The sequence below is a fragment of the Cellulomonas sp. genome, from assembly GCF_017744555.1.
GTDB lineage: Bacteria > Actinomycetota > Actinomycetes > Actinomycetales > Cellulomonadaceae > Cellulomonas.
The window spans coordinates 22,772-34,839 of record NZ_JAGIBD010000018.1 but is presented as its reverse complement, the minus strand read 5'-3'; the positions used below and the strand labels follow the sequence as shown (position 1 = coordinate 34,839).

Annotated in this window: 11 protein-coding genes; 10 read left to right on the top strand and 1 reads right to left on the bottom strand. The window is 72.5% G+C overall.

Annotated features, from left to right (window positions below; genetic code table 11):
- The first annotated feature begins 9 nt into the window (after positions 1-9).
- From proC to araA, 5 genes are all read left to right on the top strand, one after another.
- Complete coding sequence (gene proC, locus J7523_RS12740) at positions 10-843, top strand: pyrroline-5-carboxylate reductase (protein WP_291887029.1); 834 nt, start codon at positions 10-12, stop codon at positions 841-843.
- A gap of 16 nt (positions 844-859) precedes the next feature.
- Entirely contained in the window at positions 860-1,903 is a 1,044-nt protein-coding gene (locus J7523_RS12735; protein ID WP_291887026.1) for a LacI family DNA-binding transcriptional regulator, read from the top strand.
- A 192-nt stretch (positions 1,904-2,095) separates the two neighbouring features.
- Positions 2,096-3,691 carry an FGGY-family carbohydrate kinase gene (locus J7523_RS12730; RefSeq protein ID WP_291887022.1) on the top strand — a complete coding sequence of 532 codons (1,596 nt, stop codon included), beginning with the start codon at positions 2,096-2,098 and terminating at the stop codon, positions 3,689-3,691.
- A 46-nt stretch (positions 3,692-3,737) separates the two neighbouring features.
- A complete protein-coding gene (locus J7523_RS12725; protein WP_291887020.1) occupies positions 3,738-4,448 on the top strand; it encodes an L-ribulose-5-phosphate 4-epimerase in 711 nt (236 codons plus the stop codon).
- The gene (gene araA / locus J7523_RS12720; RefSeq protein WP_291887018.1) at positions 4,445-5,953 is read left to right on the top strand and encodes an L-arabinose isomerase; all 1,509 of its coding nucleotides are present in this window, start codon (positions 4,445-4,447) and stop codon (positions 5,951-5,953) included. The genes J7523_RS12725 and araA overlap by 4 nt, the downstream gene beginning before the upstream one ends.
- 69 nt (positions 5,954-6,022) lie before the next feature.
- Here the strand turns inward: araA and J7523_RS12715 are convergent, their stop codons facing one another.
- Complete coding sequence (locus J7523_RS12715; protein WP_291887015.1) at positions 6,023-6,268, bottom strand: hypothetical protein; 246 nt, start codon at positions 6,266-6,268, stop codon at positions 6,023-6,025.
- A gap of 7 nt (positions 6,269-6,275) precedes the next feature.
- On the opposite strand from J7523_RS12715, the gene J7523_RS12710 reads away from it, so the two are divergent.
- From J7523_RS12710 to yjfF, 5 genes are all read left to right on the top strand, one after another.
- Entirely contained in the window at positions 6,276-7,073 is a 798-nt protein-coding gene (locus J7523_RS12710) for a putative protein N(5)-glutamine methyltransferase (RefSeq protein ID WP_291887012.1), read from the top strand.
- Between the two features lie 229 nt (positions 7,074-7,302).
- Positions 7,303-8,313, top strand: a complete 1,011-nt coding sequence (locus J7523_RS12705) for an ABC transporter substrate-binding protein (RefSeq protein WP_291887009.1) — start codon at positions 7,303-7,305, stop codon at positions 8,311-8,313.
- 83 nt (positions 8,314-8,396) lie between these two features.
- Positions 8,397-9,977 carry a sugar ABC transporter ATP-binding protein gene (locus J7523_RS12700; protein ID WP_291887006.1) on the top strand — a complete coding sequence of 527 codons (1,581 nt, stop codon included), beginning with the start codon at positions 8,397-8,399 and terminating at the stop codon, positions 9,975-9,977.
- Entirely contained in the window at positions 9,974-11,008 is a 1,035-nt protein-coding gene (locus J7523_RS12695) for an ABC transporter permease (protein WP_291887003.1), read from the top strand. The genes J7523_RS12700 and J7523_RS12695 overlap by 4 nt, the downstream gene beginning before the upstream one ends.
- Positions 11,008-12,027 carry a galactofuranose ABC transporter, permease protein YjfF gene (gene yjfF, locus J7523_RS12690; protein ID WP_291887000.1) on the top strand — a complete coding sequence of 340 codons (1,020 nt, stop codon included), beginning with the start codon at positions 11,008-11,010 and terminating at the stop codon, positions 12,025-12,027. Before J7523_RS12695 ends, yjfF begins: the two co-directional genes overlap by 1 nt.
- Positions 12,028-12,068: the final 41 nt, after the last annotated feature.

Below are 12,068 nucleotides of genomic sequence, written 5' to 3'. Positions count from 1 at the left end.
AGGAGCACGATGACCGACCAGACACCCGGCACCCCGCACGTCGCGGTGCTCGGTGGGGGTGTGATGGGCGAGACGCTGCTCTCCGCGCTGCTCACCGCAGGCTGGACGCCCGAGCAGGTGGAAGTCACCGAGCACGCGGCGGCGCGCGCGGACGAGCTCGCCGGGAGGTACGGGGTCCGCACGGGCGCGTCGAACCGGGACGCGGCCGTCCGGGCGGACGTGGTGCTCCTCGCGGTCAAGCCGAACGTCGTGAGCACGGTGCTCGACGAGATCGCGCCGGTGCTCAAGGGCGGCGAGGTCGTCGTGTCCGTGGCCGCCGGGGTGCCGATCGCAGCGTACGAGGGCCGCCTGCCGGCGGGCACGCCCGTGGTCCGCGTCATGCCGAACACCCCGGCGGTGGTCGGCAAGGGTGCGAGCGCGATCGCGGGCGGCGCGCACGCGACCGACGGGCACCTGGTGCTCGTCGAGAAGATGCTCGCGGCGACCGGCCTGGTGGTCCGCGTCGCGGAGAAGGACCTCGACGCGGTCACCGCCATCTCGGGGTCCGGCCCCGCGTACGCGTTCTACCTGATCGACGCGATGGCGGAGGCCGGTGTCCTGCTCGGCCTGACGCGCGACCTCGCGACCAGGCTCGCCGTCGCGACCGTCGAGGGCTCGGCGGCGCTCGCCGCGCAGTCGGGGGACCATCCCGTCGTCCTCCGCGAACGCGTGTCGTCGCCGGACGGCACCACGGTCGCGGCGGTCCGCGAGCTCGACGCGCACGGCGTCCGGGCCGGTGTCGTGGCGGCGGCGGAGGCCGCGCGGGACCGCTCGCGCGAGCTCGGCGCGCAGTACGCCGGCTGACGACGAGGACCCGACGATGAACACCCCCGTGCGCCCGCCCGCGATGAGCGACGTCGCCCAGCTCGCCGGCGTCTCCCACCAGACGGTCTCGCGCGTGCTCAACGACCACCCGAGCGTCCGCCCGGAGACCCGCGAGCGGGTCAACGACGCGATCGCCCGGCTGGGCTACCGCCGCAACAGCGCCGCCCGCGCGCTGGTGACCCGCCGGTCGGGCACGCTCGGCGTCGTCACGCCCGCGACCGCGCTGTACGGTCCGACCAGCACGCTCGTGGGGCTCGAGGAGGCCGCGCGCGTCGTCGGCTGGTACGTGTCGGTCGCGACGATCCGGCAGTTCGACGGCGACACCATGCACGACGCCGTCGAGCACTTCCTGGGTCAGGGCGTCGACGGCATCGCGATCATCGCGCCCACCACCGAGGTCGCGCGGGCCATCGCGGCGATCGCGTCGCCCGTGCCGGTCGTGCTGATCTCGTCGGCGTCCGACGTGCCGCCCGTCCCGCACCTGCACGCCGTGGGCGTCGACCAGCGGCACGGCGCCCGTCTCGCGACGCAGCACCTGCTCGACCAGGGGTACTCGTCGGTCGTGCACGTGGCGGGCCCGCAGGACTGGTTCGACGCGCAGGACCGGCTCGCCGGGTGGCGTGAGGTGTCCGGCCCGGACGCGCCCGAGCACCTCGAGGCCGGGTGGGACGCCGCCGACGGCTACGAGCTCGGGCGGCGGATGGTCCGCGAGGGTGTGCCGTCCGCGATCTTCGCCGCGAACGACCAGCTCGCGCTGGGCCTGCTGCACGCGTTCTGGGAGAGCGGTGTGCGCGTGCCCGACGACGTCGCGGTGGTGGGGTTCGACGACGAGGTCGGGGCGGCGCACTACACACCGCCGCTGACCACCGTGCGGCAGGACTTCGGGGCGCTGGGGCGGCTCGCGGTCCGGTCGCTCGAGGCTGCGTTCGCCGGGGCGGACGTGGCCCGGCAGCAGATCCCGGCGGAGCTGGTGGTCCGGCGGAGCTCGGTGCGGCCGGCGGGCCGTGGGGACGCCGACCCAACCCGAGGACGGACCTGACCGTGGCCCGACCTCGCGTGCGGCGCCGGGCCGGACGGGGGGCGAAACCGTGTCCGGTGGTTTACGAATCCACGGATGTGAGCGCTAACATTGGGCCCGGCCGCCGGTGTCTGCAGGCGGCCCATGACCGTCCGCCCAGCCCGTCGCCCGCTCGTCGCGCCGGCCGGACGCCAGCGACGAAGGAGCCGTGACATGGCCGACGACCTCGCCCGCATCCGCGCCGCGATCACCGCGGGCGACGCGTCCCTGGGCATCGAGCTCGGCTCGACGCGCATCAAGGCGTGCCTCGTCGGCCCCGACGGCGTCCCGGTCGCGGGCGGCAGCCACCACTGGGAGAACCAGTTCGTCGACCGCACGTGGACCTACTCGCTCGACGCGGTGTGGACGGGCCTGCAGGAGTGCGTCGCATCGCTGCTCGCCGACGTCCAGGACCGCTACGGCGTCCCGCTCACCACGCTCCGCGCGCTCGGCGTGTCCGCGATGATGCACGGCTACCTCGCGTTCGACGGGGACGGCGAGCTGCTCGTCCCGTTCCGCACCTGGCGCAACACCTCCACCGGGCCCGCCGCCGCCGAGCTCACCGAGCTGCTCGGGCACAACATCCCGCTGCGCTGGTCGATCGCGCACCTCTACCAGGCCGTGCTCGACGACGAGCCGCACGTGCCGCAGGTCCGGTCCATCACGACGCTCGCGGGCTACGTGCACTGGCGGCTCACGGGCCGCCTCGCGCTCGGCGTCGGCGACGCGTCGGGCGTGTTCCCCGTCGACCCCGCGACCCGCACCTACGACCGTGGCATGGTCTCGACGTTCGACGCGCTGGTCGCAGACCGTCACCCGCACCTGCGCCTCGACGACGTGCTCCCCGAGGTCCTCGTCGCGGGCCAGGAGGCCGGACGCCTCACCGCCGAGGGGGCCGCGCTGCTCGACCCGACCGGCACGCTCCAGGCCGGCGCACCGCTGTGCCCGCCCGAGGGCGACGCCGGCACGGGCATGGTCGCGACCGGCTCCGTCTCGCCGCGCACCGGCAACATCAGCGTCGGGACCAGCATCTTCGCGATGGTCGTGCTCGAGAAGCCGCTGCAGCGCGTGCACACCGAGATCGACCTCGTCACGACCCCCGCGGGCGACCTCGTCGCGATGGTGCACTGCAACAATGGCGCGAGCGAGCTCGGCGCGTGGGCGGACGTGTTCCGCCAGTTCGCGACGGCGCTCGGCAGCGACGCCGACAGCGACACCGTGTTCGCGACGCTGCTCGGCCAGGCGCTCGAGGGCGACGCCGACGGCGGCGGCCTGCTCGCCTACAACTACCTGTCGGGCGAGCCGATCACCGGGCTGTCCGAGGGTCGCCCGCTGTTCGTCCGGACGCCCGACAGCCGCCTCACGCTCGCGAACTTCATCCGGACCCAGGTGTACGGCGCGTTCGGGACGCTCAGCCTCGGCATGCGGATCCTCGCCGCCGAGGGCGTCGAGGTCGACTCGCTGTTCGCGCACGGCGGGCTGTTCCGCACCGCGGGCGTCGCGCAGCGGCTGCTCGCTGCGGCCGTCGGCGCCCCCGTGGCCGTCGGGCGGACCGCCGGCGAGGGGGGTGCGTGGGGCATCGCGCTGCTCGCCGCGTACCTCGGGGCCGACGGCACCGACCTCGGCGAGCACCTCGCCACCCAGGTGTTCGGCGGCGCGACGCTCGACGTCGAGGAGCCCGACGCCGCCGACGTGGCCGGGTACACCGCCTGGCTCGAGCGGTACACCGCGGGGCTCGCGGTCGAGCAGGCCGCGACCGACGCACTCTGAGCCCGACGCACCGAGCAGCGGGACCGAACGAGGAGACGAGAGCCGAATGACGCTGGACGACTACCCGAGCGCGGTGCGGGACGCCGTCGCGACCACCCGCGAGGTCGTCGCCCGCCTGCACGCCGAGCTGCCCCGCTGGGGCCTGGTCGTGTGGACCGCGGGCAACGTGTCGCAGCGCGTGCCCGTCGACGGGGGAGACGACCTGTTCGTCATCAAGCCGTCCGGCGTCACGTACGACGAGCTCACGCCCGAGTCGATGGTCGTCTGCGACCTCGACGGCACGCTCGTCGACGGCACCCGCTCGCCCTCGTCGGACACCGCCGCGCACGCGTACGTCTACCGCCACATGCCCGAGGTCGGTGGCGTCGTGCACACGCACTCGACGTACGCGACGGCGTGGGCCGCCCGCGCCGAGCCCGTCCCGTGCGTGCTGACGATGATGGCCGACGAGTTCGGCGGCGACATCCCGATCGGCCCGTTCGCCCTCATCGGCGACGACTCGATCGGCCGCGGCATCGTCGAGACCCTCCGCGAGTCACGCAGCCCGGCGGTGCTCATGCGCAACCACGGGCCGTTCACCATCGGCCGCGACGCGAAGGCCGCCGTCAAGGCCGCCGTCATGGTCGAGGAGGTCGCCCGCACGGTGCACATCTCGCGCCAGCTCGGCGATCCGCTGCCCATCGACCCGGCGCACATCGACTCGTTGTACGCCCGCTACCAGAACGTCTACGGCCAGAACCAGGAGCCCACCCGATGACCAAGCCCTACGCCGACCGCGAGATCTGGTTCCTCACCGGCAGCCAGGGGCTGTACGGCGAGGACACCCTGCGCCAGGTCGCCGAGCAGTCCCAGGAGGTCGCCCGACTGCTCGACGAGTCGTCGGACATCCCCGCGAAGGTCGTCTGGAAGCCGGTCCTCAAGGACTCCGCCGCGATCCGCCGCGCCGCGCTCGACGCGAACTCGGACGACTCCGTGATCGGTGTCATCGTGTGGATGCACACGTTCTCGCCCGCGAAGATGTGGATCGCCGGCCTGGACGCGCTGCGGACCCCGCTGCTGCACCTGCACACGCAGGCCGACGTCGAGCTGCCCTGGGACAGCATCGACATGGACTTCATGAACCTCAACCAGGCCGCGCACGGCGACCGCGAGTTCGGCTACGTCGCGACGCGCCTCGGCACGTCCCGCAAGACGGTCGTCGGGCACGTGTCGAACCCCGCGGTGACCGCGTCCATCGGCACCTGGGTGCGCGCGTGCGCCGGCTGGGCCGCGACGCACGAGCTCGTGCTCGCCCGGTTCGGCGACAACATGCGCAACGTCGCCGTCACCGAGGGCGACAAGACCGAGGCCGAGCTGCGGTTCGGCGTCTCCGTGAACACGTGGGGCGTCAACGACCTGGTCGCCGCCGTCGAGGCCGTGTCCGATGCGGACGTCGACGCGCTCGTCGCCGAGTACGAGGACCTGTACGACGTGGTCCCGGCGCTGCGCAAGGGCGGCGACCGCCACGAGTCGCTGCGCTACGGAGCGCGGCAGGAGATCGCGCTGCGGACGTTCCTCGAGTCGGTCGGCGCCAAGGCGTTCACGACCAACTTCGAGGACCTCGGCGGGCTGCGCCAGCTCCCCGGCCTCGCGGTGCAGCGGCTCATGGCGGAGGGCTACGGCTTCGGCGCCGAGGGCGACTGGAAGACGGCCGTCCTCGTGCGGGCCGCGAAGGTCATGGGCGAGGGCCTGCCCGGCGGCGCGTCCCTCATGGAGGACTACACGTACGACCTGACGCCCGGCGACGAGCGGATCCTCGGCGCGCACATGCTCGAGATCTGCCCGACGCTCACCACGTCGAAGCCGGCGCTCGAGATCCACCCGCTCGGCATCGGCGACCGCGAGGACCCCGTCCGCCTCGTGTTCGACACGGACCCGGGTGTGGGCGTCGTCGTCTCGCTCGCCGACATGCGCGACCGGTTCCGGCTCACCGCGAACGTCGTCGACATCGTGCCGCCGACCGCCGCCCTGCCGAACCTCCCGGTCGCCCGGGCCGTCTGGCAGCCGCGCCCCGACTTCCGCACGTCCGCCGAGGCGTGGCTGACCGCCGGGGGAGCGCACCACACGGTGCTCACCACGGCCGTCGGCGTCGAGGCGTTCGAGGACTTCGCCGAGATCGCCCGCACCGAGCTGCTGGTCATCGACGAGTCGACCACCCGCCGCGCGTTCCGCGAGCAGGTCCGCTGGAACCAGGCCTACTGGCGCCTGGCCCAGGGGCTCTGACTCGGCCGTCACCGGGACGCCCTCCGACGACAGGGCCCGACGGCGCAGGCCGTCGGGCCCTGTCGTGCGTCACGACGTCGGACGCGCGGGCGGAGGCCACGGCGTGGGCAGCCGCACGCGGGAAGCGTCGGCCGGCACCCCGGAGAGCTCTGACGCGCGGTCGGCGTCGACCCTCTGCACCATCGGGGACGCGTGGCGGTCCACGGTGACCTCGACGCAGAGCGCGGCGACGACCGACTGCGCCAGCCACCCGCCCGCACGGACGCCCGTCGAGCGCAGCCGGTGCGCCCGGCGACCGAGGTCGACGTGGTCCACTGGTCGCGTGACCGCAGGGACCGCCGAGGATCCGACCGCGCCCGTGGTCCGTGCGCTGCGTGCCGCCGGGTGCGTGTTCGCGGAGGACGAGGCCGCGCTGCTCGTCGCGGCCGCGACGTCGGGCGACGCCCCGGACCGCCTGGACGCCCTGGTCGCCCGCCGGGTGGCCGGCGAGCCGCTCGAGCAGATCCTCGGCTGGGCGCAGTTCGCGGGCCTGCGGGTCCGCGTCGCGCCGACGGTGTTCGTCCCGCGCCGGCGCACCGAGCTCGTGGTCCGGGAGGCGGCGAGCCGCCTGAGCCCCGGTCGTGTGCTCGTCGACCTGTGCTGCGGCACCGGGGCGGTCGGTGTCGCCGTCGTCGCGCGCGTGCCGGGGGTCGAGCTGCACGCCGCCGACGTCGACCCGGCCGCGGTGGCCTGCGCGCGCCGCAACGTGGAGCCGGTCGGCGGGCACGTCCACGAGGGCGACCTCGACGCGCCCCTGCCGGCCGACCTGCGCGGCCGGGTCGACGTCATCACGGCCAACGCGCCGTACGTCCCGACCGACGAGGTCGCGTTCATGCCGTCGGAGGCGCGCGACCACGAGGCGCTCGTCGCGCTCGACGGTGGCGCCGACGGGCTCGACCTGCACCGTCGCATCGCCGCGCTGGCCTCGGGCTGGTTGCGACCCGGCGGCCACGTGGTCGTCGAGACGAGCGAGCGGCAGGCGCCGGGGACGGCGGCGGCGTTCGTCGCCCACGGGCTCACGGCGAGCGTGGTGACGGACGACGACCTCGACGCGACGGTCGTCGTCGGCACCCTGCTCTGACTGCCGCGAGGGCGCCCTGGGCGGGCTGAGCGGGGGCGCCGGTGACCGTGACCGGAATGCAACACGCAAATCCGTGCGAAGCGGAAGATGTGAACGCTAACATCGGGCCGTTCGACCTAGACCCCGCACAGGTCTCCGCAGCTAGGTCCCGGTCCCCCGGGAAGCTTGACGCCTGTCGTCCGGTGTGGGACGGCGAAGGCGGCACGGTGCGCTCTCAAGGAGGAGAAGCATGGTCAGCAGGACATTCAGGACCCGGGCGATGGCCGCGACGGTCGCGGTGCTCGCCCTCGGTCTCGCCGCGTGCGGCAGCAGCGGCAGCGGTGACAGCAGCACGGACGCGGCCACCGGTGGCGGTGACAGCGGCGACCTCATCAACGTCGGCTTCTCGCAGGTCGGCGCGGAGAGCGGCTGGCGCGCCGCGAACACGAAGTCGATCCAGGACACCCTGACCAAGGACAACGGGTTCGACCTCAAGTTCTCCGACGCGCAGCAGAAGCAGGAGAACCAGATCCAGGCGATCCGCTCGTACATCGCGCAGGGCGTCGACTACATCGCGTTCTCGCCGGTCGTCGAGTCCGGCTGGGACGCGGTGCTCGAGGAGGCCAAGCAGGCCAACATCCCCGTGATCCTCACCGACCGCGCGGTCGACTCCGAGGACAAGTCGCTCTACGTGACGTTCATCGGCTCGGACTTCGTCGAGGAGGGCAAGCGGATCGGCGAGTGGGTCAACGACAACGTCGCGACCGAGCCGATCAACGTCGTCGAGCTGCAGGGCACCACGGGCTCCGCGCCCGCGATCGACCGCAAGCAGGGCTTCGAGGACGCCACGAAGGGCAACCCGAACGTCAAGATCATCGCCTCGCAGACCGGCAACTTCACGCGGGCCGAGGGCAAGACGGTCATGGAGGGCTTCCTGCAGGCGAACCCCGACATCGACCTCGTGTACGCCCACAACGACGACATGGCCCTCGGCGCGATCGAGGCCATCGAGGCGGCCGGCAAGAAGCCCGGCACGGACATCAAGATCGTGTCGATCGACGGCGTCAAGGACGGCATGCAGGCGCTCGCCGACGGCAAGATCAACTACATCGTCGAGTGCAACCCGCTCCTGGGCCCCGACCTCGCCGACATCATCAAGACGCTCCACTCGGGCGGGACGGTCGAGCCGCGTATCGTCACCCACGACGACGCGTTCGACCAGGCCGCGGCGAAGGAAGCACTGCCCACCCGGCAGTACTGACATCAGCCCACCCCCGGGGTGCCGACCGTGGCGAGCGGTCGGCACCCCGGGGGTGTCCCTCCGGTCCGGACGAGAGGTCGACGATGACCACCAGCCCCTCCGCCATCCCCGCGGACCAGCCCGCCCAGCCCGCCGCGAGCGACCGCCCCCCGGTCGTCGCCATGACCGGCATCACCGTGACGTTCCCGGGCGTCAAGGCGCTCGACGGCGTCGACCTGCGCCTGTTCCCCGGCGAGGTGCACGCCCTCATGGGCGAGAACGGCGCCGGCAAGTCCACCCTCATCAAGGCGCTCACGGGCGTGTACTCGATCGACGCCGGCACGATCGTCGTCGACGGCACCGAGCGCACGTTCACCGGCCCCGCGCAGGCCCAGCTCGCGGGCATCAGCACCGTGTACCAAGAGGTCAACCTGTGCGACAACCTGTCGGTCGCGGAGAACGTCATGCTCGGCCACGAGGTGCGCCGGGCGGGCCTCGTCGACTTCCGGGCCACCCGGCGAGCCGCGCGGGAGCACCTCAAGGCGCTCAACCTCGACATCGACCCGGCCTCGACCCTGTCGTCGCACTCGCTGGCCGTGCAGCAGCTCGTCGCGATCTGCCGCGCGATGGTCGTCGACGCGCGCGTGGTCATCCTCGACGAGCCGACGTCCAGCCTCGACGTCGACGAGGTGGAGCGGCTGTTCGCGGTGGTCCGCGACCTGCGCAGCCGCGGCGTCGCGATCCTGTTCGTGTCGCACTTCCTCGAGCAGGTGTACGCGATCAGCGACCGCATGACGGTGCTGCGCAACGGCACGCTCGTGGGTGAGTACCGCACGGCGGACCTGCCGCGCGTCGAGCTCGTCCAGAAGATGATCGGCCGCTCGCTGGAGGTCCTGGAGCAGCTCGAGGAGGCCCCGAAGCGGGTCGTCGCCGAGCGCGGGGACGTGCAGCCGTACGTGCAGGCGATCGGGCTCGGGCGCAAGGGGTCGATCGAGCCGTTCGACCTCGACGTGTACCCCGGTGAGGTCGTCGGGCTCGCGGGCCTGCTGGGCTCCGGGCGCACCGAGCTCGCGCGCCTGCTCTACGGCGCCGACCGCTCGGACGTCGGCGAGCTCCGGGTCGACGGGCAGCCGACGAAGCTGCGCACCCCGCGCTCGGCGCTCGCTCGACGCATCGTCTACTCCTCCGAGAGCCGCAAGACCGAGGGCATCATCGGCGACCTCACGGTGCGCGAGAACATCGTGCTCGGGCTCCAGGCCGAGCGCGGCTGGCTGCGCCGCATCCCGCAGCGCAAGGCCGACGAGGTCGTGGCGCAGTACGTCGAGCAGCTCGGCATCCGCCCGGCCAACCCGGACGCGATCGCGGGCAACCTGTCCGGCGGCAACCAGCAGAAGGTGCTGCTCGCCCGCTGGCTCGCGACCCAGCCGAAGCTGCTGCTGCTCGACGAGCCGACGCGCGGCATCGACGTCGGCGCGAAGGCCGAGATCCAGCGGCTCGTGGCCGAGCTCGCGGAGCAGGGCATGGCCGTCGTGTTCATCTCGGCCGAGCTCGAGGAGGTGCTCCGGCTGTCGCACCGCATCGCGGTGCTGCGGGACCGGCGCAAGATCGGCGAGCTCACCAACGGCGACGACGTCACGACCGACGACGTGGTCGACCTCATCGCGAGCGGAGGGCAGGACGCATGAACCTCGGTGCGATCGCACGTCACCGGCTGTTCTGGCCGCTCGTGGCACTCGTGGTGCTGCTCGTCGCGAGCGCGCTCAAGTCGCCCGCGTTCCTCGAGGTCACGGTCCGCGACGGCCACCTGTTCGGCGGACCCGTCGACATCCTGCGCCGCTCGTCGGTGCTGCTGCTCGTCGCGCTCGGCATGACGCTCGTCATCGCGACGCGCGGCATCGACCTGTCCGTCGGGGCGGTCATGGCCATCGCGGGGGCCGTGGCGCTCTCGCAGATCGCGGCGTCACCGGACCCGGGTGCGCTCAGCACGGTCCTGCTCGCCATGCTGACCGCGCTCGCCGTCGCCCTCGGGATCGGCGTGTTCAACGGGTTCCTCGTGGCGGTGGTCGGCATCCAACCGATCGTCGCGACGCTGATCTTCATGACGGCGGGCCGCGGCATCGCGATGCTCATCACCGGTGGTCAGATCACGACCGTGACGAGCGCGCCGTACAAGACGATCGCGTCCGGCTACTGGCTGGGCCTACCCGTCGCGGCGCTCATCGCGGCACTCATCTTCGGTGCCACGGCCCTGCTGACCCGCCGCACCGCGCTCGGCGTGCTCATCGAGTCGGTCGGCATCAACCCGTCGGCCTCCCGCCTCGCGGGCGTCCGGGCGCGGACGATCATCTGGACCGTCTACGTCATCTGCGCGGCGTTCGCGTGCATCGCCGGGTTCATCAAGAGCTCGGACATCATGGCGGCCGACTCCAACAACGCGGGCCTGTTCATCGAGCTGGACGCGATCCTCGCGGTCGTCATCGGGGGCACGTCGCTCGCGGGCGGCAAGTTCTCGCTGACCGGCACGCTCGTCGGCAGCCTCGTCATCACGACGCTCACGCTGTCCATCACGATCCTCGGCATCCCCGTGAACGCCGTGTCCCTGTTCAAGGCGCTCGTCGTGATCGCCGTGTGCCTCCTGCAGTCGCCCGTGGTGCAGCACAGGATGCGCAGCCGGCGACGTCGGGCGGCGCCCGTCCCCGTGGAGGTGCCGGCCTGATGGCGACCGACCAGCTCACGCCCACCCGGCCCGCCGGGACGGCGACGGCCCAGAAGACGCCCCGGTGGCGGCTCGACGCCCGCTACCAGCCCGTGCTCGGCACCGTGGTGGTGCTCGCCGTGATGCTCGCCGTGGGCGGCTCCCGGTACGAGAACTTCCTCACCGGCCGGGTGATGGCGAACATCCTCATCAACAACTCGTTCCTCGTGGTCCTCGCGGTCGGCATGACGTTCGTGATCCTCACGGGCGGCATCGACCTGTCCGTCGGCGCAGTCGTCGCGCTGTCGGGCTGCATCTCGGCGTGGATGTTCACGCACGGGTGGTCGGCCGGGATCACCATCCCGGTGTGCGTGCTCGTCGGGACGCTGATCGGGCTGATCGTCGGCGTGATGGTGCACGTGTTCGAGATACAGCCGTTCATCGCGACGCTCGCCGCGATGTTCCTCGCACGCGGCCTGTGCTATCTCGTCGCGCCGGAGTCCATCCCGATCACGGACCCGACGATCGTCAAGCTGTCGCAGACGCGGTGGGGCACGGACGACGGCCTCGTCATCACCCCGAGCGGCGTCATCGCGCTGGCCGTCGTGGCGGTCGCGTTCGTCGTGCTGCACTACACGCGCTTCGGGCGGACCGTGTACGCGATCGGCGGCAGCGAGCAGTCGGCGCGGCTCATGGGGCTGCCCGTGGCCCGCACCAAGGTCCTCGTGTACGTCATCAGCGGCACGTGCGCGGGTCTCGGCGGCCTGCTGTTCGCGATCTTCTCCCGGTCCGGCTACTCCCTCACGGGCGTCGGCATGGAGCTCGACGCGATCGCCGCGGTCGTCATCGGCGGCACGCTGCTCACAGGGGGCTCGGGCTTCGTGCTCGGGTCGGTCCTCGGCGTCGTGGTGCTCGGCCTGATCCAGACGATCATCACGTTCCAGGGCACCCTCAGCTCGTGGTGGACCAAGATCGTGATCGGCGCCCTGCTGCTGGTGTTCGTCGTCCTGCAGCGGCTGCTGGTGCTGCGACGTCGATGAGGTGACGACGACGTGACGACGAGGTGACCCGGCGCGGCCCT

Coding starts and splice junctions, on each gene's coding strand:
- J7523_RS12705 (WP_291887009.1), top strand. CDS start 7,303: ATGGTCAGCAGGACATTCAGGACCCGGGCGATGGCCGCGACGGTCGCG.
- araA (WP_291887018.1), top strand. CDS start 4,445: ATGACCAAGCCCTACGCCGACCGCGAGATCTGGTTCCTCACCGGCAGC.
- J7523_RS12730 (WP_291887022.1), top strand. CDS start 2,096: ATGGCCGACGACCTCGCCCGCATCCGCGCCGCGATCACCGCGGGCGAC.
- yjfF (WP_291887000.1), top strand. CDS start 11,008: ATGGCGACCGACCAGCTCACGCCCACCCGGCCCGCCGGGACGGCGACG.
- J7523_RS12700 (WP_291887006.1), top strand. CDS start 8,397: ATGACCACCAGCCCCTCCGCCATCCCCGCGGACCAGCCCGCCCAGCCC.
- J7523_RS12735 (WP_291887026.1), top strand. CDS start 860: ATGAACACCCCCGTGCGCCCGCCCGCGATGAGCGACGTCGCCCAGCTC.
- J7523_RS12695 (WP_291887003.1), top strand. CDS start 9,974: ATGAACCTCGGTGCGATCGCACGTCACCGGCTGTTCTGGCCGCTCGTG.
- proC (WP_291887029.1), top strand. CDS start 10: ATGACCGACCAGACACCCGGCACCCCGCACGTCGCGGTGCTCGGTGGG.
- J7523_RS12725 (WP_291887020.1), top strand. CDS start 3,738: ATGACGCTGGACGACTACCCGAGCGCGGTGCGGGACGCCGTCGCGACC.